This window comes from Agrobacterium sp. 16-172Ci, from assembly GCF_053522725.1.
Window position 1 is genome coordinate 47,327 of sequence record NZ_JBNWBW010000004.1, and the last position, 23,613, is coordinate 70,939.

Consider the following 23,613-nt stretch of genomic DNA (forward strand, 5'->3'; position numbering starts at 1 on the left):
CGGTTGTCTGGTTTTGCGTTGATATTGCGAACATATTGAGAGTGCGGAGGGTTTGAAGATGGGCGGGTTGTCGGATTGGCTGTCGGATGCGCAGCCGATCAATCGCAAGAATGCCGCAGAAGCTGTGTTCGATGATATCCGTTCCGCCATCACCTCGGGGCAGCTTGCGGTCGGCACCCGGCTGCCTTCCGAAGCCCATCTGGCCGCCCGATATGGCGTCAGCCGGCCGATCATTCGCGAGGCTTTGCGGTCGCTCCAGACCCTGGGGCTGACACAGACCCGCACCGGAAGCGGCACCTATGTGATGACGCCGACCCCGCCTTCCGAATTGAATTACGGCGCCTATTCCGCCCGCGATCTGATTGAGGCCCGCCCCTTCATCGAAGTTCCTGCGGCCGGTTGGGCGGCGTTGAGGCGAACGAATGCCCAGCTGGAAGTCCTGCTTGACCTCTGTGATCGGATGGAAGCCGAAGAAAGGCCGCATCCCTGGGTGCTGCTGGATGGGCAATTCCATTGCGCCATTGCGGAAGCTTCGGCCAACAGGCTGTTTGCCAAGGTGGTGGCCGATGCCCGTGAGGCGCTGTCCCAACAGTCAGAGATGGTCAACCTGATGGCCGGCCGACGCGTTGCCTCGAATTTCGAGCACCGCCGGATCGTCGAGGCGATCCGGCGGGGTTCAGCGCCTGAGGCGCGGGAGGCGATGGAGCTTCACCTTGGGCAGGTGAAGCAGGTGGTGACCACGATTATTGGCGAAGATCGGCTTCGCCAGCCGTGACGGCGGGCAAGTTGGCAAGGTGCCGCGGGCTCAGCGCCTGCTGCAATTGCGCATCGGTGAGATAACCGCGTTCCAGAACCACCTGCGGCACGGTGCGGCCGCTGGCAAGTGCTTCCTTCGCCACTTCGGTCGCCGCATAATAACCGATCAACGGGTTGAGCGCGGTGGCGAGACCGATGGATTCTTCCACGCGCTGCGCCATGATCGCCGGATTGGCGACGATGCCGTCGACGCAGCGTTCCGCCAGCGTGCGGCAGGCGGCGCTGAGCTGGCTGATGCTCTGTGAAAGCGCGCGCACGATGATTGGCTCGAAAGCGTTCAACTGCAACTGCCCGGCTTCAGCGGCCATGGTGATGGTGATGTCATTGCCGATCACCGCATAGGCCACCTGATTGACCACTTCCGGAATGACCGGATTGATCTTGCCTGGCATGATGCTGGAACCCGCCTGAACGGAGGGCAGGGTGATTTCGCCAATCCCGGCGCGCGGGCCGGAAGAGAGCAGGCGAAGGTCGTTGCAGGTTTTCGACAGCTTCACGGCGACGCGTTTCAGCACACCGGAGAGATGCACGAAGGCGCCGGGGTCCTGGGTGGCTTCGATGAGGTCTGCCGCCGTCACCAGAGGTCGTCCGGTCAGTTCCGCCAGATGCTGGCAGGCAAGCTCGGCATAACCACGCGGTGCATTCAGCCCGGTACCGATGGCGGTGGCGCCGAGATTGATCTCGTGCAGAAGTGCTGCGGATTCGATGAGGCGCGCCTGATCTTCTCCCAGCATCACCACGAAGGTGCGGAATTCCTGGCCGAGCGTCATCGGCACGGCGTCCTGCAATTGCGTTCGCCCGATCTTGACGAAGCCGGCAAATTCCTGCGCCTTGCGGTCGAAGGCATCCTTCAGCACGCCCATGGAAGCCGCCAGATCGTCGATCGCCTCGATCAGGCCGACATTGATCGCGGTCGGATAGGCGTCGTTGGTCGACTGGCTGAGATTGACATGGTCATTGGGGTGAAGGCGGGCATAATCGCCTTTTTCGCGTCCGAGCAGTTCGAGCGCACGGTTGGCGATGACCTCATTGGCGTTCATGTTGGTGGAAGTGCCGGCTCCGCCCTGAATTTCATCCACCACGAACTGCTCATGCAGCGCGCCGGCGCGGATTTCGCGGCAGGCCTCGGCGATGGCTTCCATGCGTTCCGTGTCGAGAAGGCCGAGCTCGTGGTTTGCGCGTGCCGCCGCCTCCTTCACATAGGCCAGTCCCCGGACGAGATAGGGGTTGTGGCCGATGGTCACCCCGGTGATCTTGAAGTTTTCCACAGCGCGTGCCGTGTGCACGCCCCAATAGACATCCGCCGGAATTTCCTTGGTCCCGAGCAAATCATGCTCCTTGCGCGTCACGCTCACTTTTTCCTCCACTGGCTTTTAAGCGTTGCTATATCTGTAAAGCTGTCTTACAGATTTTTGACCTTAATTGGGGTGGAGGAGAAGGTCAATCATATCGAATACGCTTGACGAACGGCATTATCTGCCATTATGAGGGGCGAAAATCTGTCATGCAGCTTTACAGCGCGCATGAGCATGCATGCTGGCCATATTCCAGCGCGGACTGTGCCAGTTTCATTTTCATTTCCGGCTTATCGCCGACTGCAAGCACTTTATCGGGAGGATAAATATCCATGCATTCTGGGAAAACGGCGTCTGCCGATCGTGAGGTCTTCGTCGAAGAAGATCTCGGTTACCACAAGGCCCTCAAGCCGCGTCAGATTCAGATGATCGCCATTGGCGGCGCCATCGGCACCGGGCTTTTCCTCGGTGCGGGCGGGCGTCTGGCACAGGCAGGCCCGGCGCTGGTGTTTGTTTATGCGCTTTGCGGCTTCTTCGCTTTTCTGGTGCTGCGCGCGCTCGGCGAACTGATCATGCACCGTCCGAGCTCCGGTTCCTTCGTGTCCTATGCCCGTGAGTTCTACGGCGAGAAGATGGCCTTCGCGGCCGGCTGGATGTATTGGCTGAACTGGGCCATGACTTCTGTGGCGGATGTGACCGCCGTTGCCCTCTACATGAATTTCTTCAAGCAATATGTTCCGTGGCTTGCGGGTATCGACCAGTGGGTCTTCGCGATGACGGCGCTTCTGGTCGTGCTGGCCATGAACATGCTGTCGGTGAAGGTCTTCGGTGAGCTTGAATTCTGGTTCAGCCTCATCAAGGTGCTGGCGCTTGCGATCTTCCTCGTGGTCGGCATTTATTTCGTCATCTTCGGCACCCCCATCGAAGGCCATGTCACCGGCTTCAGCATCATCACCGATAATGGCGGTTTCTTCCCGAACGGTATTTTGCCAGCCTTCGTCATCATACAGGGTGTCGTCTTCGCTTACGCCTCCATCGAACTGATCGGCACGGCGGCAGGCGAGACGGAAGACCCGCGCAAGGTCATGCCCCGCGCCATCCGCGCCGTGGTCCTGCGTCTCGTGGTCTTTTATGTCGGTTCGGTGCTGCTGTTCGCGCTGCTTCTGCCCTATACCGCTTACAAGGCCGGCGAGAGCCCCTTCGTCACCTTCTTCGGTTCCATCGGCGTGCAGGGCGCTGACGTGATCATGAACCTCGTCGTTCTGACCGCCGTGCTGTCCTCGCTCAATGCCGGGCTTTATTCCACCGGCCGCATCCTGCACTCGATGGCGGTTTCCGGCTCGGCGCCGGCAGCACTTGCGAAGATGAACAAGAACGGCGTGCCCTATGGCGGCATCGCGGTGACCGCCGTCGTCACCGTTCTCGGTGTGGCGCTGAACGCCGTCGTTCCCGCTTCGGCCTTCGAGATCGCGCTCAACCTCTCAGCGCTCGGCATCATCTGCGCATGGGCCGTCATCGTGCTCTGCCAGTTGAAGCTCTGGCAGCTTTCCAAGCGTGGTGAACTCGTGCGTCCGGATTTCCGCATGTTCGGCGCGCCGTACACCGGCATTCTCACGCTCATCTTCCTGTTCGGCGTGCTGGTGCTGATGGCCTTCGATTATCCCGTCGGCTCCTGGACCATCGCCTCGCTGCTGGTCATCATCCCGGCGCTCGTCATCGGCTGGTATCTCTTGCGTGACCGCATCTACCGCCTTGCGGACGAGCGTGCGGGAGCATCGCAGTGAGCGGGCAGGACGCAACGCCTCTGGTGGCGGTCATCGCCACCGGCGGCACCATCGCCAGCCGGCGTGGTGCCGATGGCGTAAGCACGCCCAGCCTTTCGGGTGAGGATCTGCTGGCGCTGGTTCCGCAGATCAACGCCCGGCTGAAGCCGGTCGACCTGATGGCGAAGGATTCCTCCAGCCTGACACTGGCAGACATGCAGCGCATCAGCGATGCTGTGGGCGCCGAGCTCGATGATCCCGGCGTTGCCGGCATCGTGGTTCTGCATGGCACCGACGCCATGGAAGAATCCTCGCTGCTCGTGCATTTGCAGCGGGCCATCACAAAGCCGGTGGTCTTCACCGGCGCGCAGTTTACGGCAGACAATAAGGACGCGGACGGACCGGCCAATCTGGCGCGGGCCATAGAAACAGCGCTCGATCAGGCGAATGCCGCAAAAGGCGTGCTCCTCTCCTTCGGCGGCCGCTGTCTGCCGGCCTGGGGGCTTTATAAGCTGAGCGCGGATGAGGCGGATGCCTTCCGCTCCGCCCGGCCGCTGGCTGCTGCCGCAATGCTGCGGCTTTCCGCCCCGGTAACCGATCAGCGCGTCGATATCGTCGCCATTCATCCCGGCTGTGACGCGACCCATATCGATGCAAGTCTGCAGGCGGGCGCGAAAGGCATCGTTCTTGCCGCACTCGGTTCCGGCAACGCCAATCCACGTATCGCCGAGGCTGTGAAGCGCTGCGCCGAACGCGGCGTTCCCGTCATCGTTTCCAGCCGCGTGCCGGAAGGGCGGCTGGTGGCGACTTATGGCGGCGGCGGCGGCGGGCATGATCTTGTCGCGGCGGGCGCCGTGCATTCATCCACGCTTCGCCCGGGCCAGGCCCGCATTTTGCTGGCAGCGCTGCTGGCCGGTAAAAGCCCGGCGGAAACCATCGTTTCCGCTTTCGGTGATAGCCCGCTCTCTTAGAGCATTTCCAGAAAAAGTGGACCCCGGTTTTCCGTCCGGAAATGCGTCAAAACTCTAAGTAGCGGCAGCGATGCCCGCGACCGGCGGGCATCGAAATTCCTATAAGATTCCTATTTTATTGCCTCTGTGGCCGTCTCGAACCTTTATGCGGTTCGGGTGCATTCTTCTGTGCGTGAAGGGATGGTGTTCCCTTCTCAGCCAGAAAGAGTGAAAAGCGACGTCCCACATGACGGCGCTTTTCTTCCTGTCCGGCTCCTCGAATAAAAAGGAGTCCCATCGATGATGGATGTTGTTCTGATCGGCGCAGCCACGGTGTTTTTCGCCCTCTGCTTTGCCTATACGCGCGCCTGCGACCGGCTTTAGACGGAGGCTGCGATGACATTCGACTATATCTTGAGCGGCGCCGTCACGGTCTTTATCGCCGCCTATCTCACCTATGCTCTCATTCGCCCCGAACGTTTCTGATCGGGAAGCGGCGGTTCGCGCGGCGGAGAGAAAAATGGAATCGGATCCGCCGCTCTCTCTTTCTGTCCGAGCATCGGATTTTCCGAAAACCGCATGACACTTTTCGGTCCGATGCTTTATTGAAAGTTCAATACCATGACCCTCACTGGATGGTTTCAGATTCTGCTTTTTTGCGGGATCATTTTTGCGCTGGTGAAGCCGCTCGGCTTCTATATGGCGCGTGTCTTTAATGGCGAGCGCACCCTGCTGTCGCCGGTTCTCGCACCCGTCGAGCGCGGCCTTTATGCCCTTGCCGGGACAAGCGAACGTGAGGAGCAGCACTGGACGACCTATGCGTTCTCCATGCTTCTCTTCAACCTGCTTGGTTTTGCCCTGCTTTATGCCCTGATGCGCTTTCAGGCGGTGCTGCCCTATAATCCGCAGGCAATGGCGGCCGTGGGACCGGAATTGTCCTTCAATACGGCGGTCAGCTTCGTCACCAACACCAACTGGCAGAATTATGGCGGCGAAAGCACCCTGTCCTATCTGACCCAGATGGCGGGTCTCACCGTGCAGAACTTCGTCTCCGCCGCAACAGGCATGGCCATCGCCATCGGCCTGATCCGCGCATTTTCCCGCGCTTCCGGCAAGGCGATCGGCAATTTCTGGGTGGATATGGTTCGCTCGACCCTCTACGTGCTTTTACCCCTCTGCATCGTGCTGACCCTCGTTTACGTCTGGCTCGGCGTGCCGCAGACGCTCGGCGCCTATGTGAATGCGCAGACGCTGGAAGGCGCGCAGCAGACGATTGCCGTCGGCCCCGTCGCGTCACAGCTGGCGATCAAGATGCTGGGCACCAATGGCGGCGGTTTCTTCAACGCCAATTCGGCGCATCCCTTCGAGAACCCGGATGCCATTTCCAACATGATCCAGATGGTGTCGATCTTCGCCATTGGCGCCGCCTTTACCAACGTCTTCGGCCGCATGGTCGGTAACCAGCGCCAGGGTTGGGCGATCCTCGCCGCCATGGGCGTGCTGTTCATCGCCGGCGTCGCCGTCACCTATTGGGCGGAAGCGGCCGGAAACCCGCTGATGCACAGCTTCGGTCTTGCCGGCGGCAATATGGAGGGCAAGGAGGTCCGTTTCGGCGTGGCGCTCTCGTCGCTCTTTGCGGTCATCACCACCGCCGCCTCCTGCGGCGCGGTCAACGCCATGCATGGCAGCTTCACGGCGCTAGGCGGTCTTATCCCGCTGATCAACATGCAGTTGGGCGAGGTGATCGTCGGCGGTGTCGGCGCGGGTTTTTACGGCATTCTGCTCTTCATCGTCATCGCCATCTTCGTGGCGGGGCTGATGGTCGGGCGCACACCGGAATATCTCGGCAAGAAGATCGAGGCCAAGGAAATGAAGATGGCGGTTCTGGCCATTCTCTGCCTCCCGCTCGCCATGCTCGTCTTCACGGCAACGGCCACCGTGCTGCCCTCGGCGGTCGCATCGATCGGCACCGCGGGGCCGCATGGCTTCTCCGAAATCCTCTATGCCTATACCTCGGCGGCCGCCAATAACGGCTCCGCCTTCGGCGGCCTCACAGGCAACACCACCTGGTACAACATCACGCTTGGCTTTGGCATGCTGATGGGCCGTTTTCTGGTGATCATTCCGGCACTCGCCATTGCCGGTTCGCTGGTCACCAAGAAGACCGTTCCGGCCTCGGCTGGCACCTTCCCGACGGATGGCCCGCTTTTCGTCGGCCTGCTGGTCGGCACGATCCTGATTGTCGGCGGCCTTACCTTCCTGCCTGCACTGGCGCTCGGCCCCGTTGCCGAACATCTGGTGATGGCGGCAGGCCAGCTCTTCTGAGGTGACGCCATGAACGACAAATCCCGAAGTAACCGCATCGTCTCCGCCCGCAAAGGCGCTCCCGTCAAAGGCAGCGCCACGCCCGGCGGCTGGTGCGCTTCCAATGTCATTCTCGCGATGATGGCCGCTCTCGTCGCCGCCGTTGTCGCTCTCGAAGTTATCACGGGCTGATCGACCTTTATCGGTCGCCCCGTTTCAAACGCTGGAGCCTCTTCATGAGCCAGTCCAAACAAGCGAGCATCCTCGATTCTCGCATTCTCGTGCCGGCCATTGCCGCCGCATTCAAAAAGCTCAACCCACGCACGCTGGCGCGCAACCCGGTCATGTTCGTGGTCGCGACGGTGTCAGTGCTGACAACGGTGCTGTTCATCCGCGACCTCATCATGGGCGGCACCAATCTTGGTTTCTCCTTCCAGATCAATCTCTGGCTCTGGTTCACCGTATTGTTCGCCAATTTCGCGGAAGCCGTCGCCGAAGGGCGCGGCAAGGCGCAGGCGGATTCACTGCGCCGGACCCGCACCGAAACCCAGGCGAAACTGCTCACCGGCGATGACCGCAGCCAGTACAAGATGGTGGCGGGTACCAGCCTGAAGGTGAACGATGTCGTTCTCGTCGAGGCGGGCGATATCATCCCCTCCGACGGCGAAGTCATCGAAGGTGTCGCCTCCGTCAACGAAGCGGCAATCACCGGTGAATCCGCCCCCGTCATCCGCGAATCCGGCGGTGATCGCTCGGCCGTCACGGGCGGCACGCAGGTGCTGTCGGACTGGATCAGGGTTCGCATCACCGCCGCCGCCGGTTCCACCTTCCTCGACCGGATGATTTCGCTGGTCGAAGGCGCTGAACGCCAGAAGACGCCGAACGAGATCGCGCTCAACATTCTGCTTGCGGGCATGACGCTGATCTTTGTGCTGGCTACGGCGACCATTCCGAGCTTCGCGGCCTATGCCGGCGGTTCGATCCCGATCATCGTGCTGGTGGCGCTGTTCGTGACGCTCATCCCGACTACCATCGGCGCGCTTCTGTCCGCCATCGGCATTGCCGGCATGGACAGGCTGGTGCGTTTCAACGTGCTGGCCATGTCCGGCCGCGCCGTCGAGGCCGCCGGCGATGTCGATACGCTGCTGCTCGACAAGACCGGCACCATCACCCTCGGCAACCGGCAGGCGACCGAGTTTCGTCCCGTTGCCGGCGTTTCCGAGCAGGAACTGGCCGATGCGGCGCAGCTTGCCTCCCTGGCCGACGAAACGCCGGAAGGCCGTTCCATCGTGGTTCTCGCCAAGGAAAAATACGGCATCCGCGCCCGCGACATGCAGAAACTGCACGCGAATTTCGTACCATTCACCGCCCAGACCCGCATGAGCGGTGTCGATTTCGAAGGTTCCTCCATTCGCAAGGGTGCTGTCGACGCCGTTCTAGCCTACGTTAACGGTGGCGCTCCGCAACAGGGCAATGTGGCGCTTGCCGTCAAAACCGAAACGGACGCCGCACGCGGCATCCGGACAATTGCGGAAGAGATCGCCAAGACCGGCGGCACGCCGCTCGCCGTCGTGCGCGATGGCAAGCTGCTCGGCGTCGTGCAGCTGAAGGACATCGTCAAGGGCGGCATTCGCGAGCGTTTCGCAGAGCTTCGCCGCATGGGCATCCGCACGGTGATGATCACCGGCGACAATCCCATGACGGCCGCCGCCATCGCAGCGGAAGCCGGCGTCGATGATTTCCTTGCCCAGGCGACACCGGAAAACAAGCTGGAGCTTATCCGCGAGGAACAGGGCAAGGGCAAGCTTGTCGCCATGTGCGGCGATGGCACCAACGACGCGCCGGCGCTGGCGCAGGCCGATGTCGGCGTTGCCATGAATACCGGCACGGTTGCGGCACGCGAGGCGGGCAATATGGTCGATCTCGACAGCGATCCGACCAAGCTCATCGAGATCGTGGAAATCGGCAAGCAATTGCTGATGACGCGCGGCGCGCTGACGACGTTCTCCATCGCCAATGATATCGCCAAATATTTTGCCATTATCCCGGCAATGTTCCTGGCGCTCTATCCGCAGCTTGGCGTTCTGAACGTGATGGGGCTTTCGACACCGCAGAGCGCAATCCTGTCGGCCATCATCTTCAACGCGCTCATCATCATCGCGCTCATCCCGCTCTCGCTGAAGGGCGTCAAATATCGGCCGATCGGCGCGGGTGCGCTGCTGTCGCGCAATCTGGTCATCTATGGCCTCGGCGGCATCATCGTTCCCTTCATCGGCATCAAGGTCATCGACCTCGCCGTCACGGCGCTCGGTCTCGCCTGAGGAGTAAAGACAATGTTCAAACAGCTTCGTCCCGCACTGGTGCTCATCCTCGCCACCACCGCCATCACCGGCCTTGCCTATCCTCTGGGCATGACGGGTCTCGCGCAGGCGATCTTCCCTTTTCAGGCCAATGGCAGCCTCATCGAAAAGAATGGTGCTGTTGCAGGTTCGCAATTGATCGGGCAGTCCTTTGCCAGTGAGAAATATTTCCACGGCAGGCCATCGGCTGCCGGTGACGGTTACAATGCCGCTTCGTCGTCCGGCTCCAATCTCGGTCCGACGAGCGCCAAGCTTATCGACCGGGTGAAACAGGATTACGAGGCCGCAAAAGCCGAAAATCCGACGGCCGAGGTTCCGGTCGATCTGGTGACGGCCTCGGGCAGCGGCCTTGATCCGCATGTTTCGCCGGAGGCTGCTTATTTTCAGGTTCCCCGAGTCGCCAAAGCAAGGGGCGTGGATGAGGCATCCCTGCGTGCCATCGTGGAGCGCCATGTCGAAGGACCGGAACTCGGATTTATGGGAGAGCCGGTCGTGAATGTGCTGGCGCTCAACATGGCTCTTGACGCAGCCGGTTCATGAACTGAAATGGCTATGGCTTGTTCGCAAGCCATAGCCTCGACCACTGGTGGGTTAAATGCCTGACGACAATCGCGATATGCCGAGCCGACCGTCGCCCGATGCGCTGCTGGAAAACGCCCGGCGCGAGGCGCGTGGCCGGCTGAAGATTTTTTTGGGAGCAGCGCCCGGCGTCGGCAAGACCTATGAAATGCTGATGTCCGGCCGTGCGAAGCTGGCGGATGGGGTGGATGCCGTCATCGGCGTCGTGGAAACCCATGGCCGCCGGGAAACCGAAACGCTGGTGCAGGGTTTCGAGATCATCGCGCGCCGGCGTATCGATTATCGCGGTCAGGTGCTGGAAGAGATGGATCTCGATGCCATTCTCGCCCGCCGTCCCGCTCTGGTTCTGGTCGATGAACTGGCGCACACCAATGCCGCCGGCAGCCGCCACCCCAAGCGCTACATGGACGTTCAGGAAATTCTGGCGCAGGGCATCGACGTCTATACGACACTGAACATCCAGCATGTCGAAAGCCTGAACGACGTCGTTGCGCAGATCACCCGCATCCGCGTTCGCGAAACGGTGCCCGACAGCATTATCGACCGGGCCGACGATGTCGAAATCATCGATATTACGCCAGACGATCTGATCAAGCGGCTGCAGGATGGCAAGGTTTACCTGCCCCGCACCGCCCGGCGCGCCATCGAGAATTATTTCTCGCGCGGCAATCTGACGGCGTTGCGAGAGCTTGCGCTGCGGCGCACCGCGCAACGGGTGGATGAGCAATTGCTCAACCACATGCAGTCCCATGCCATTTCCGGCCCATGGGCGGCTGGAGACAGGGTTCTGGTCTGTCTCGATCATGGCGGCAACGGTCCGGGGCTGGTGCGTTATGCCCGCCGGCAGGCGGATCGTCTGCGTGCGCCCTGGACGGCGCTGCATCTCGATACGCCGCGTTCGCAGCAATTGTCGGAGGCGGAGAAGGACCGGCTGGCCGGCACGATGCGGCTTGCCCAGCAGCTTGGCGGCGAGACCGTGACCCTGCCGGCGCTCGATCTGACGCGGGAGATCATCTCCTACGCCAACGCCAATAATTTCACCCACATCATCATCGGCCGCCCGCGAAAATCCTGGTGGCAGCGGATTTTTCAGCGCTCGCTGACGCATGATCTGATCGACCATGCGGGCGATATCAGCGTTCACGTTATTTCCGGCGACAAAAAAGAACAGAAGCTGGGCCAGGCCGCAAAGCCAGCCTCGGCGCAATCGCATCGTTCCATACGGCCTTATCTTAGCAGCACCCTGTTCGTCGGTTTGGCGATCGTGGCCGGCATCGTGCTCGACCAGACGCTCGATGTTCGAAATCTGGCGCTGGTGTTCCTGATGGCGGTTCTGGCCGCCGCCGTGCGCGGCGGGCTGGGGCCAGCGCTTTATGCTTCCCTGCTCGGCGCTTTTGCATTCAATTTTTTCTTCCTTGAGCCGCGTTACACCCTGACCGTTCGCGATCCGGAAAGTGTCGTGGCGCTGCTGTTTTATCTCGGTGTGGCGCTTGTCGCCTCCAATCTTACCGCAGCCGTGCAACGGCAGGCTGCCGCCGCGCGGGCAAGGGCGCGAACGACGGAAGATTTATATCTGTTCTCGAAGAAGCTTTCGGTGACGGGAACGCTGGACGATGTGCTGTGGGCGGCCGCTTTCCAGATGGCCTCGATGCTGAAGGTGCGGATCGTTCTGCTTTTACCTGAAAATAATACGATCACGGTCAAGGCGGGATATCCGCCGGACGATACGCTGGTGGATGCCGATATTGCCGCCGCGCAATGGGCCTGGGAACATAACAAGGCGGCGGGCAGGGGCGCGGATACCCTTCCCGGCGCCAAACGGCTTTATCTGCCCCTGCGCACCGGCAGCGGCGCCGTCGGCGTGGTGGGGCTGGACGATGACCGGCTCGGCCCGCTTCTGACGCCCGAACAGCAGCGACTGTTCGATGCCCTGGCCGATCAGGCAGCACTTGCCATCGAGCGAATCCAGCTCGTCTCGGATGTCGACCGGGCAAGGCTTGCGGCGGAAACCGACCGGCTGCGCACCGCGCTGCTGACATCCATTTCCCATGATCTCAAGACGCCGCTTGCGGCCATTCTGGGCTCGGCGGGAACGTTGAAGGATTTCGCCGAGGACATCCCGCCGGATGCCCGCGCCGAACTGCTTTCGACGATCATCGAGGAATCCGAGCGGCTGAACCGCTTCATCTCCAATCTTCTTGATATGACGCGGATCGGGTCGGGAGCGATGGAGCCGAATTACGGTCTGCATTTCGTGGGCGATATGGTCGGAACCGCACTTTCGCGCGCAGCGAAAATCGTCGTCAGGCATGAGATCGTTCTGGATATTCCCTCCGACCTGCCGATGCTGAAGGTCGACCCCGTGCTTTTCGAACAGGTTCTGTTCAATCTCATCGACAATGCCGCCAAATACGCTCCCGAACATACCGCTATCGAGATTCGCGGCTGGCGGCAGGGCAAAAATATCTTTCTCTCGGTGGCGGATGCGGGGCCGGGTATTCCGCCCGACGATACGGAGAGGGTGTTTGACAGTTTTTACCGGGTGCGCAAGACGGATCATGTGCAGGCGGGAACGGGCCTGGGTCTATCGATCTGCAAAGGGTTTATCGAGGCTATGGGCGGTTCGATCCGCGCGGAAAACAGGTCGGGCCGCACCGGTGCACAGTTTACCGTCAGTCTGCCGGTTCCCGCCGATGCGCCGATGATAGACCATGATTAAGGCGCGATTGCCGGCGACAAGCAGCTATGCCGCTGAGGGAGATCGAGAATGACCAATTCCGCCGTTCGTATTCTGATCGTCGACGACGAACCGCCGATCCGCAAGCTTTTGCGCGTAGGGCTGTCGACCCAAGAATATGCGGTGAGCGAGGCGATGAATGCGAAGGTCGCCATGCAGCTGGTCAGTGAGGACAAGCCCGATCTCGTCGTTCTCGATCTCGGCCTGCCGGATATGTCGGGTCATGATCTTCTGGCGAAATGGCGCGGCGAAGGGCTGGCGCTGCCGGTCATCATTCTCTCCAGCCGCACGGATGAGGCGGGTATCGTCAGGGCGCTGGAACTGGGGGCGGATGACTATATCACCAAGCCTTTCGGCATGAACGAACTCGTCGCCCGCATCCGCGTCGCCCTGCGCCATCGTCTGCAAAGCCAGGGGGAGAGGCCGGTGTTCCAGACCGGCGATCTCTCCGTCGATCTGGTCCGGCGCATCGTCAAGGTGGAGGATCGGGAAGTGAAGCTCTCGCCCAAGGAGTATGACATTCTCAGGGTTCTGGTGCAGCATGCCGGCAAGGTGCTGACGCACCGTTTTCTGCTGGAGCATGTATGGGACGAACTGACCGATGTGCAATATTTGCGGGTCTATGTGCGCCAGCTTCGCCAGAAGATCGAAAAAATCCCGGATCAGCCGCGCTATATTCTGACGGAAACCGGGGTCGGTTACCGGCTGCAGGAGGTATGAGGGCGCCGCAAGGCGACGCCCTCCGATAGTTTAAACGGCAGCGCAGATCGACAGGAATTCGTCGACATCGGCCTCGGTCGTCGCAAAGCTGGTGACCATACGGATCAGCACTTCGTCCTTGCCGACCTTTTCCGGCATGTCGCGCGGCTCCAGCCAGTCATAGAACTTCGCACCCTTTGCCGTGGCGGCTTCTGCGGCAGCCTTCGGCAGAATGGCGAAAACTTCATTGGCCTGGGTCGGCCAAGCGAGGCGGGCGCTGTTCAGCGAGCCGAAGCCGGCGCGCAGCCGGTTGGCCATGGCATTGGCATGGCTTGCGAGACCGAGCCACAGGTCGTCCTGCAAATAGGCTTCGAATTGCGCGGCGATGAAACGCGATTTCGAGAAAAGTTGAGCGGTGCGCTTGCGCAGGAAGGAGAAATCCCGGGCGAGCGAAGGATCGAAAAACACGATGGCTTCCGCACACCAGCAGCCATTTTTCGTGCCGCCGAAAGACAGGACGTCAACGCCGCGTTTCCAAGTCATTTCGGCCGGCGTGGTGCCGAGCGCGGAAAGCGCATTGGCAAAGCGCGCGCCATCCATATGCAGCGGCAGGCCGTTATCCTTGGCGATTTTGGCGATGGCGTCGATTTCATCGAGCGTGTAGACCGTGCCGGCCTCGGTCGCCTGCGTCATGGTGATGGCTGCGGCGCGGCCGTGATGCACGGCATCCTGCGGATAACGCGCAATGCGCTCGATGAGGTTCTCCGGCAGCATCTTGCCGTTCGGTCCCTCGACGGCGACCATGCGCATGCCGGAAAAGAAATCCGGCGCGCCGCATTCGTCCTCGATCACATGCGCTTCGGAGTGACAGAAGGTCAGGCCGCCGGCGCGGGCGATGCTGGCCAGCGAAAGCGAATTGGCCGCCGTGCCGGTGGCGACGAAAAACACCGCGACCTCGCGCTCGAAAATCTCGTTGAAGCGCTTTTCGATGGAGAGATCGAGTTCGCTGGTGCCGTAGGCGGCGGCAAAGCGCGTGGATTCCCGCGAAAGCCGTTCGTTGACGGCAGGGTGGGCGCCGGCCCAATTGTCTGAAGCAAAAAACATCTCTGAAGGCTTTCCGATGGCTGGGGTTCTGGTTTGGGAATGCGTGGCGCGATGAACGGCAAAGTTCTATTGCCTAAGATTGCGATTGGCAAATCCGGCAATGAAAGCAATGGCTCCGCGGGTGTTGCGATAAGAAAGTTTCGCGCAATAGGTCAGTATCGAAACTTCGCTGCAAAAAGGGGCTTTCACTAATTGGATTCGCACCCTTGCTAAATTCGCCTGTTTCTGCCAAAATCCTCGTGAATTGAGACAGCTTTGCTGTCCTAAATTTGGTCGAGCCGGATTGAATGCGGATTTTGCGGGAAGCGAAAATTCGTGGTCGAGCCGGATCTTCGCATGAAACCATGCAAGTAATTTTGCAGGAGGGACAAAAATGACGAACAAGCCGCAGGCGGAAATCGCCGCCGCCACCCTGACCACAGACTGTCCCACCGCGGCTGCGGCCGCACCCGTTTCTGCGAAAGCGCGTTTCGCGGGCGGTTTGCCGGAAAGGCAGGGTCTTTACGATCCGGCCAATGAACATGATGCCTGCGGCGTCGGCTTCGTTGCCCATATGAAGGGCGCCAAGTCGCACCAGATCGTCAAGGACGGCCTGTTCATCCTTGAGAACCTGACGCATCGCGGCGCCGTCGGCGCAGATCCGCTGATGGGCGATGGTGCGGGCATTCTCGTGCAGATTCCCGACCGCTTCTTCCGCGAGGAAATGGCCGCGCAGGGCGTTACGCTGCCGAAGGCCGGCGAATATGCCGTCGGCCACATCTTTATGCCGCGCGATCCTTCCCGCATCGAGCACTACAAGAAGGTCATCGTCGACGTCATCGGCGAAGAGGGGCAGCAGTTCCTCGGCTTCCGCGATGTGCCGGTCGACAATTCCTCGCTCTCCAAGGCGCCGGATATCGCAGCGACCGAACCGCACCACGTGCAGGTCTTCATCGGCGCCGGCCGCGATGCCGCGAGCAATGCCGATTTCGAGCGCAAGCTGTTCCTGATCCGCAAGGTACTGTCCAACCGCATCTATGACGAAGGCGGCGGCAAGGAAACGCAGGATTTCTATCCCGTTTCGCTGTCGTCTTCGACCATCGTCTACAAGGGCATGTTCCTCGCCTATCAGGTGGGCGCCTATTACAAGGATCTGGCCGATCCGCGCTTCGAATCCGCCGTCGCCCTCGTGCATCAGCGTTTTTCCACCAACACCTTCCCGTCCTGGAAGCTGGCGCACCCCTACCGCATGGTTGCCCATAACGGCGAAATCAACACGCTGCGCGGCAACGTCAACTGGATGGCGGCGCGTCAGGCGTCGGTTTCCTCCGTGCTGTTCGGCGACGATATCTCCAAGCTCTGGCCGATCTCCTATGAGGGCCAGTCGGATACCGCCTGCTTCGACAACGCGCTCGAATTCCTCGTGCGCGGCGGCTACTCCATGGCCCATGCCGTGATGATGCTGATCCCGGAGGCCTGGGCCGGCAACCAGTCCATGTCGGCCGAACGCAAGGCGTTCTACGAATATCACGCAGCGCTGATGGAGCCGTGGGACGGCCCGGCCGCCGTCGCCTTCACCGATGGCAAGCAGATCGGCGCAACGCTCGACCGCAACGGCCTGCGCCCCGCGCGTTACCTTGTCACCGATGACGACCGTATCATCATGGCGTCGGAAGCAGGCACGCTGCCGGTGCCGGAAGAGCGCATCGTCAAGAAGTGGCGCTTGCAGCCCGGCAAGATGCTGCTGATCGACATGGAAAAGGGCTCCATCGTTTCCGACGAGGAAGTCAAGCACGAGCTTGCCGCCAAGCACCCCTATCGCACCTGGCTCGACCGCACGCAGCTCATCCTCGAAGAGCTGAAGCCGGTTGAACCGCGCGCGCTGCGCCGCGACGTGTCGCTGCTCGACCGTCAGCAGGCCTTCGGCTACACCAGCGAAGATACCAAGCTCCTGATGTCGCCGATGGCGACGACCGGTCAGGAAGCCATCGGCTCGATGGGCACCGATACGCCGATTTCGGCCATGTCGGAAAAGTCGAAGCTGCTCTACACCTATTTCAAGCAGAACTTCGCGCAGGTGACCAACCCGCCGATCGATCCGATCCGCGAAGAGCTTGTCATGAGCCTCGTGTCCTTCATCGGTCCGCGCCCGAACATTCTTGACCATGAAGGTGCGGCTCGTGCCAAGCGTCTGGAAGTGCGCCAGCCGATCCTGACGAATGGCGATCTGGAAAAAATCCGCTCCATCGGCCACACGGAAGACCGTTTCGACACCAAGACGCTCGACTTCACCTATGATGTGGAGCGCGGTGCCGAAGGCATGCCTGAAATGCTCGACCGCCTGTGCGAGCGTGCGGAATCGGCCGTTCGCGGCGGTTACAACATCATCGTTCTTTCCGACCGCCAGCTCGGACCGGACCGCATCGCGATCCCCGCCCTTCTGGCGACGGCCGCCGTGCACCATCACCTGATCCGCAAGGGTCTGCGCACCTCGGTCGGCCTCGTTGTGGAAACCGGTGAACCGCGCGAAATCCACCATTTCTGTCTGTTGGCCGGTTATGGTGCCGAGGCGATCAACCCCTATCTCGCCTTCGACACGCTGCTCGACATGCACAAGCACGGCGCCTTCCCGAAGGAAGTCTCCGACGATGAAGTCGTTTATCGCTACATCAAGGCGGTGGGTAAGGGCATCCTCAAGGTCATGTCCAAGATGGGCATTTCCACCTACCAGTCCTATTGCGGCGCGCAGATTTTCGACGCCATCGGCCTTTCCTCGGAATTCGTCGAGAAGTATTTCTTCGGCACCGCCACCTCCATCGAGGGCGTCGGCCTGACGGAGATTGCCGAAGAAACCGTAACGCGCCACACGGCTGCCTTCGGCAAGGACCCGATCCTTGCCAACACGCTCGATATCGGCGGCGAATACGCCTATCGCATGCGCGGCGAAAGCCACGCCTGGACGCCGGATGCCGTCGCCTCGCTGCAGCACGCCGTGCGCGGCAACAGCCAGGATCGCTACCGCGAATTCGCCGGCATGGTAAACGAGACGGCGCTGCGCATGAACACCATTCGCGGCCTGTTCAAGGTCAAGTCGGCGGAAGCGCTCGGCCGCAAGCCGGTTTCCATCGATGAGGTCGAGCCGGCAGCCGATATCGTCAAGCGGTTCTCGACCGGCGCCATGTCCTTCGGCTCGATCAGCCGCGAGGCGCATACCACGCTCGCGATCGCCATGAACCGTATCGGCGGCAAGTCCAACACGGGTGAGGGCGGTGAAGAATCCGACCGTTACATGCCGCTGTTGAACGGTAAGCCGAACCCGGAACGCTCCGCCATCAAGCAGATCGCTTCCGGACGCTTCGGTGTGACGACCGAATATCTTGTCAATGCCGATATGCTGCAGATCAAGGTGGCGCAGGGTGCCAAGCCCGGCGAAGGCGGCCAGCTGCCCGGCCATAAGGTGGATGCAACCGTTGCCAAGACGCGTCATTCGACGCCGGGCGTCGGCCTCATTTCGCCGCCGCCGCATCACGATATCTACTCCATCGAAGATCTGGCGCAGCTGATCTACGACCTGAAGAACGTCAACCCGGAAGCCGATGTTTCGGTGAAGCTGGTGTCTGAAGTGGGCGTCGGCACGGTTGCGGCCGGTGTCGCCAAGGCGCGCGCCGACCATATCACCGTCGCCGGTTTCGATGGCGGCACGGGCGCTTCGCCGCTCACCTCGCTGAAGCACGCCGGTTCCCCATGGGAAATCGGTCTTGCCGAAACCCAGCAGACGCTGGTGCTGAACGGTCTTCGCTCGCGCGTTGCCCTGCAGGTGGATGGCGGTCTGAAGACCGGCCGCGACGTCATCATCGGCGCGCTGCTCGGTGCGGATGAATTCGGCTTTGCCACCGCGCCGCTGATTGCGGCCGGTTGCATCATGATGCGCAAGTGCCATCTCAACACCTGCCCTGTCGGCGTTGCCACGCAGGACCCGGTTCTGCGCAAGCGCTTCAAGGGCACGCCGGAACACGTCATCAACTACTTCTTCTTCGTGGCCGAAGAAGTGCGCGAAATCCTCGCTTCGCTTGGCGTTACCAGGCTGGACGAGATCATCGGCGCTTCCGAGCTGCTGGAGAAGGATGAGATGCTGGCGCATTGGAAGGCCAAGGGGCTGGATTTCAGCCGCATCTTCCACAAGGTCGAGGCTCCGAAGGAAGCAACCTTCTGGACCGAGCGCCAGAAGCATCCGATCGATGACATTCTCGACCGCAAGCTGATCGAGAAGTCCCTGCCGTCGCTCGAAAACCGCGAGCCCGTGGTCTTCGAAGTGCCGATCAAGAACGTCGACCGTTCCGCCGGCGCCATGCTGTCGGGTGCGCTTGCCAAGCGCTGGGGTCACAAGGGTCTGAAAGACGACACGATCCACGTCACCCTCAAGGGTACGGCGGGCCAGTCATTCGGCGCTTTCCTCGCCCGTGGCATCACCTTCGATCTGGTGGGTGACGGCAACGACTATGTCGGCAAGGGCCTTTCGGGTGGCCGCATCATCGTGCGTCCGCCGGAAAACACCCGTATCGTCGCGGAAAACTCGATCATCGTCGGTAATACCGTTCTTTACGGTGCGATCACCGGCGAGTGTTATTTCCGTGGCGTGGCTGGCGAGCGTTTCGCGGTGCGTAACTCCGGCGCGGTCGCGGTTGTCGAAGGTGTCGGCGACCACGGTTGCGAATATATGACCGGCGGCATCGTCGTCGTTCTCGGTGAAACGGGCCGTAACTTCGCGGCCGGCATGTCCGGCGGCGTGGCCTATGTTCTCGACGAGAAGGGCGATTTCGCCACCCGCTGCAACATGGCCATGGTCGAGCTGGAGCCGGTTCCGGAAGAGGACGACATGCTGGAGAAGCTGCACCATCACGGCGGCGACCTCATGCACAAGGGACGCGTGGACGTTTCCGAGGACATGACGCGCCACGACGAGGAGCGCCTCTACCAGCTGATCTCCAACCACTTCCATTACACGAACTCGTCGCGCGCCAAGGATATACTCGACCGCTGGAGCGAGTTCCGTCCGAAATTCCGCAAGGTCATGCCGGTCGAATACCGCCGTGCGCTTGAGGAAATGGAGCGCATGCGCATGGGCGTGGCGGCGGAGTAATCCGCCGCGTGAGGATACTACACCAACTGGTCTCGCTGATGATCGCGGTCGCCGTTCCCACGGCGATCATCTGGACGAGCGGCGAGACCGGATTTGAGTTCATCGTGCTGGGGGCGGCTTTTGGTTTCGCTTACTGGTACTGGGGCCCGACAGGCGCTCCGCTTTGATGTGAGGACATAAACGTGGGCAAGGTTACAGGTTTTCTGGAGATCGACCGGCAGGTGGGCAAGTATCAGCCCGCATCGGATCGTATTCGCCATTTCCGCGAATTCACCATTCCGATGTCGGATGCCGAGGTGCAGAAGCAGGCGGCGCGCTGCATGGATTGCGGCATTCCCTATTGTCACGGCCCGACCGGCTGTCCCGTGCATAACCAGATCCCCGACTGGAACGATCTGGTCTATAACAACAACTGGGAAGAGGCGATCCGCAACCTCCACTCCACCAACAACTTCCCGGAATTTACCGGTCGCGTCTGTCCCGCGCCTTGTGAGGAGGCTTGCACGCTGAATCTCGAGGATGCGCCGGTCGCCATCAAGACGGTGGAACAGGCGATTGCCGACAAGGCCTATGAGTTGGGCTTCATCGTGCCGAAGCCGGCGACGATCCACACCGGCAAGAAGGTGGCCATCATCGGTTCCGGTCCTTCGGGCATGGCGGCTGCGCAGCAGCTCGGCCGCGCCGGCCACGAGGTCCATGTCTATGAGCGCGAATCCAAGCCCGGCGGCCTGTTGCGTTACGGCATCCCGGACTTCAAGATGGAGAAGAACTTCATCGACCGCCGTGTCGAGCAGATCAAGGGTGAAGGCGTCACCTTCCATTGCGGCGTCAATGTCGGCGTCGATGTAACGGTTGAGGCGCTTCTGGCCGACCACGATGCCGTGCTTTATTGCGGCGGTTCGGAAACCCCGCGCCCGGCCGGTATCGGCGGCGCCGATCTGCATGGCGTTTATGATGCCATGCCCTATCTCGTGCAGCAGAACCGCCGCGTCGGTCGCGAAAATATCGACAGCGTCGGCTGGCCGGCCGATCCGATTCTTGCCGGCGGCAAGCATGTCGTCGTTGTCGGCGGCGGCGATACCGCATCCGACTGCGTTGGCACGGCTTTCCGTCAGGGTGCGGTGAAGGTCACGCAGCTCGACATCCGCCCGATGCCGCCGGAAAAGGAAGACAAGCTGGCGGTCTGGCCCTTCTGGGCGACCAAGATGCGCACCTCGTCCTCGCAGGCCGAAGGCGCCATCCGCGAGTTCCAGGTGGCGACGCTCGAATTCGTCGGCGAAGACGGCGTGTTGACCGGCGTGAAGTGCTGTCAGGTGGATGACCGCCGCAAGCCGATTGCCGGCACGGAATTCATCATCAAGGCCGATCTCGCCTTCATCGCCATCGGCTTTTCCGGTCCCTTCACGGACAGCGTGCTGAAGGAAATGGAAGGCAAGCTGACGCTCAACACCGACCGTCGCGGCTCCACCAATGTGATCGCCAACGAAACGGACTACAAGACCTCGGTCGACAAGCTGTGGGCGGCGGGCGACGTGCGCCGTGGCCAATCACTGGTGGTCTGGGCGATCCGCGAAGGCCGCCAGGCGGCGCGGGCGATCGATGAGGCGCTGATGGGCGCAACCGTTCTGCCGCGCTAAGCAGGCGGAACCGATAAGAAGCGGAAAGGCCTGTTGCGGACGCGACAGGCCTTTTTGTTTGACTGCGGCGTCCTCAGCAATAGGGAAGCGCAATGCGGAAACAGGCGCCGCCGGTGGAGGAATCGCTGATGGTGATCCCGCCGCCGTGATAACGGACGATCTCCTGCACGAGATTGAGCCCAAGCCCGGTGCCGCGATCTTTTGGTCGCAGGCGGTGGAAGGCATCGAAAACCAGTTCCCGGTCCTCCTCGGGAATGCCATTTCCTTCATCGGCTATCTCGATCACCCGGTTTGAGGCCACCCTTATGGTGATGGTTCCGCGATTGCCGCCATGTTCAATGGCGTTCTGCACGATGTTCATTAAAGCGCGCTGCAGCGAGGCATCATCGGCAAGGGCGAGGATCGGTTCCTCTTCCGGCTCGAAGGACAGATTATATCCCTGTGAGATCGCAAGCGGCGCCATATCGGCGACGACGGACCTGCACAGGCCGACGATATCAAGCGGAACCAGCGGTGCTTTCTGCCCGCCAAGGCGCTGCAAATCTAGCAATTGTTCGGCCAGCACGGCGATACGGCTGGCATCCGCCAATATTCTGCTGCGGGCCGGGCCGTCCAGCAAGGTTTCAACGCGGGTCTGGAGAATGGCGACGGGGGTTCGCAATTCATGGGCGGCATCGAGAATGAAGCGCTTGTGCCGTTCGTAGCCATCGTCCAGCCGCTTCAACGCGCCGTTGACGGCATGCACGAGCGGCTGCACCTCCCGTGGAATATCGCCATCCGGCAATCGGTATCCGCGCCTGTCGATATCGATGGTTTCCGCCGCGCGGGCAATGGTGGAAAGGGCGCGGAATTCCCTGCGGATGATCCAGGGGATGGTCACGACCGTCACGATGGACATGAGAATGAGGACAGGCATGATCAATATGTTCGAGAACAACAAAACGGGGAAGGTCATGCTGAACGGCCCGCCTTTGCCGATCATGACGAATTCTCCCGCCGGCCCCGAAGCGCGGCGAACGATGGCGATGCGCACCACGGCGAGGTAGGAATAGGACAGCGCCGCGTCGCGCACGTCGGAGACCCTGATGTCGCTCAGCTGCTGATCCATGTTACTGAATGCCTCGGGCACCTGCCCGCCCTGCACGATCTCACCTTTTTCGCTGACCGCGACGAACCAGAAATCGGAGGTATTGCTGCGCAGGTTGATGAATTCGGGCGTTTCTTGGAGAACCAGCCGATTGTCCTCATTCCGTATGATCGCGTTGGCGGTTATCTGGGCCGCCTCCGGGCTGAGCAGCGCGCTGCCTGCGCCGCCGCTCGACATATAGGTGACAATCGCGGCGGTGACAAAGAACAGGCTGCCGATCTGGAACAGCAGCAGTTGAATGGTGAGCCGGCGCTTGAGCGATTTTCTTCTGGCCAGCTTCACGAGGTTGCCCTCAGCAGGTAACCGACGCCGCGAATGCCGTGGACCTCGAGGCCCGCATCCGCGGCCGCCAATTTGCGGCGCAGGCGGGAGATATGGGAATCGAGTGCATTGGACTGGATCTCATCGTCGAAATTATAAACGGCTTCCTCCAGCAATGAGCGCAGCACCGTTCTGCCCTGTCGCCGCAACAGGGCCTCGAGGATCAGCAGTTCGCGTCTGGTCAGCGGAAGAAATTCGCCCTTGATACGCACTTCGCGGGTTTCGAAGCAAAATTCCAGCCTGCCCAGTTTTGCCGTCATCGTCACGGTGCCCGCCGGCCGGCGCATCAGGGCGCGAATGCGTGCAAGCAGTTCCTCGACGGCAAATGGCTTGGCCAGATAATCGTCCGCACCGAGGTTCAGGCCATTCACCCGATCCACAAGCGCGCCCTGCGCGGTGAGCACGATGACGGGCGGGGTGACGGGCAGGAGCCGCAAGTCTTCGATAAGCTGGATGCCGTCACCATCGGGCAATTGCCGGTCGAGCACGACAAGGTCGTGGACGCCGTCCATGATGGCGTGACGGGCAAGATCGAGCGTGCCGACCGTATCCACGATAATATCGAACCGGTGGAGCGCGGCGGACAGGGCTGCTGCCATTTCGCGTTCGTCTTCAACAAGCAGCAGGCGCATGAATTCATCTCGGTATTGTCCGGCGTACCTTCCGGAAAGGGGTGCGGTAAAAGGCAAAAAACGACGGCGTCGCTGACGCTACAAACAAGCGAGGCGTCGCCGTCAAATGGATGTCGCCATGCAAAAAGGGGACCGGGGATGGTGGATGGC

Annotated in this window: 17 protein-coding genes; 13 read left to right on the forward strand and 4 right to left on the reverse strand. The window is 61.2% G+C overall.

The features are described 5' to 3' along the window. Positions 1 to 58: 58 nt before the first annotated feature. Positions 59 to 775, forward strand: coding sequence for a FadR/GntR family transcriptional regulator (locus ACQZ40_RS06680; protein ID WP_065656538.1), 717 nt, complete (start codon positions 59 to 61; stop codon positions 773 to 775). Here ACQZ40_RS06680 and ACQZ40_RS06685 read toward each other — a convergent pair. Next, entirely contained in the window at positions 744 to 2,171 is a 1,428-nt protein-coding gene (locus tag ACQZ40_RS06685; RefSeq protein ID WP_271045226.1) for an aspartate ammonia-lyase, read from the reverse strand. The genes ACQZ40_RS06680 and ACQZ40_RS06685 overlap by 32 nt on opposite strands. A gap of 272 nt (positions 2,172 to 2,443) precedes the next feature. Between ACQZ40_RS06685 and ACQZ40_RS06690 the strand changes: the two genes are divergently transcribed. The 9 genes from ACQZ40_RS06690 (at position 2,444) to ACQZ40_RS06730 (ending at position 13,524) form a co-directional block, all read left to right on the forward strand. Beyond that, a complete protein-coding gene (locus ACQZ40_RS06690) occupies positions 2,444 to 3,895 on the forward strand; it encodes an amino acid permease (protein ID WP_078052064.1) in 1,452 nt (483 codons plus the stop codon). Then, complete coding sequence (locus ACQZ40_RS06695) at positions 3,892 to 4,845, forward strand: asparaginase (protein ID WP_448747623.1); 954 nt, start codon at positions 3,892 to 3,894, stop codon at positions 4,843 to 4,845. The genes ACQZ40_RS06690 and ACQZ40_RS06695 overlap by 4 nt, the downstream gene beginning before the upstream one ends. Positions 4,846 to 5,220: 375 nt before the next feature. Next, complete coding sequence (gene kdpF / locus ACQZ40_RS06700) at positions 5,221 to 5,310, forward strand: K(+)-transporting ATPase subunit F (protein WP_003506089.1); 90 nt, start codon at positions 5,221 to 5,223, stop codon at positions 5,308 to 5,310. A gap of 135 nt (positions 5,311 to 5,445) precedes the next feature. Then, positions 5,446 to 7,149 carry a potassium-transporting ATPase subunit KdpA gene (kdpA, locus tag ACQZ40_RS06705; protein ID WP_142845366.1) on the forward strand — a complete coding sequence of 568 codons (1,704 nt, stop codon included), beginning with the start codon at positions 5,446 to 5,448 and terminating at the stop codon, positions 7,147 to 7,149. Between the two features lie 9 nt (positions 7,150 to 7,158). Next, complete coding sequence (locus ACQZ40_RS06710) at positions 7,159 to 7,320, forward strand: hypothetical protein (protein ID WP_162934196.1); 162 nt, start codon at positions 7,159 to 7,161, stop codon at positions 7,318 to 7,320. Between the two features lie 44 nt (positions 7,321 to 7,364). Continuing rightward, complete coding sequence (gene kdpB, locus ACQZ40_RS06715; RefSeq protein WP_448747624.1) at positions 7,365 to 9,449, forward strand: potassium-transporting ATPase subunit KdpB; 2,085 nt, start codon at positions 7,365 to 7,367, stop codon at positions 9,447 to 9,449. A gap of 12 nt (positions 9,450 to 9,461) precedes the next feature. Continuing rightward, positions 9,462 to 10,028 carry a potassium-transporting ATPase subunit KdpC gene (gene kdpC / locus ACQZ40_RS06720; protein ID WP_374996991.1) on the forward strand — a complete coding sequence of 189 codons (567 nt, stop codon included), beginning with the start codon at positions 9,462 to 9,464 and terminating at the stop codon, positions 10,026 to 10,028. 55 nt (positions 10,029 to 10,083) lie between these two features. Beyond that, positions 10,084 to 12,786 (forward strand): DUF4118 domain-containing protein, encoded by a 2,703-nt coding sequence (locus ACQZ40_RS06725; protein WP_448747625.1) that lies wholly within the window; start codon positions 10,084 to 10,086, stop codon positions 12,784 to 12,786. Positions 12,787 to 12,834: 48 nt separating this feature from the next. Beyond that, positions 12,835 to 13,524, forward strand: coding sequence for a response regulator transcription factor (locus ACQZ40_RS06730; RefSeq protein WP_078052059.1), 690 nt, complete (start codon positions 12,835 to 12,837; stop codon positions 13,522 to 13,524). 30 nt (positions 13,525 to 13,554) lie between these two features. Here the strand turns inward: ACQZ40_RS06730 and ACQZ40_RS06735 are convergent, their stop codons facing one another. Then, positions 13,555 to 14,607 (reverse strand): threonine aldolase family protein, encoded by a 1,053-nt coding sequence (locus ACQZ40_RS06735; RefSeq protein WP_443406798.1) that lies wholly within the window; start codon positions 14,605 to 14,607, stop codon positions 13,555 to 13,557. Positions 14,608 to 14,980: 373 nt separating this feature from the next. On the opposite strand from ACQZ40_RS06735, the gene gltB reads away from it, so the two are divergent. From gltB to ACQZ40_RS06750, 3 genes are read left to right on the forward strand one after another with little or no spacing between them, the layout of a single operon-like run. Next, positions 14,981 to 19,726: a glutamate synthase large subunit gene (gene gltB, locus ACQZ40_RS06740; protein ID WP_448747626.1), complete on the forward strand. Its 4,746-nt coding sequence runs from the start codon at positions 14,981 to 14,983 to the stop codon at positions 19,724 to 19,726. An 8-nt stretch (positions 19,727 to 19,734) separates the two neighbouring features. Next, positions 19,735 to 19,893, forward strand: a complete 159-nt coding sequence (locus ACQZ40_RS06745) for a hypothetical protein (RefSeq protein WP_168208140.1) — start codon at positions 19,735 to 19,737, stop codon at positions 19,891 to 19,893. A gap of 15 nt (positions 19,894 to 19,908) precedes the next feature. After that, the gene (locus tag ACQZ40_RS06750; protein ID WP_065656528.1) at positions 19,909 to 21,363 is read left to right on the forward strand and encodes a glutamate synthase subunit beta; all 1,455 of its coding nucleotides are present in this window, start codon (positions 19,909 to 19,911) and stop codon (positions 21,361 to 21,363) included. 73 nt (positions 21,364 to 21,436) lie between these two features. Here ACQZ40_RS06750 and ACQZ40_RS06755 read toward each other — a convergent pair whose 3' ends face one another. Together ACQZ40_RS06755 and ACQZ40_RS06760 are read right to left on the reverse strand one after the other, a co-directional pair. Beyond that, positions 21,437 to 22,792: a sensor histidine kinase gene (locus tag ACQZ40_RS06755; protein ID WP_448747627.1), complete on the reverse strand. Its 1,356-nt coding sequence runs from the start codon at positions 22,790 to 22,792 to the stop codon at positions 21,437 to 21,439. Beyond that, a complete protein-coding gene (locus ACQZ40_RS06760; RefSeq protein WP_078052056.1) occupies positions 22,789 to 23,463 on the reverse strand; it encodes a response regulator transcription factor in 675 nt (224 codons plus the stop codon). Before ACQZ40_RS06760 ends, ACQZ40_RS06755 begins: the two co-directional genes overlap by 4 nt. Between the last annotated feature and the right edge of the window lie 150 nt (positions 23,464 to 23,613).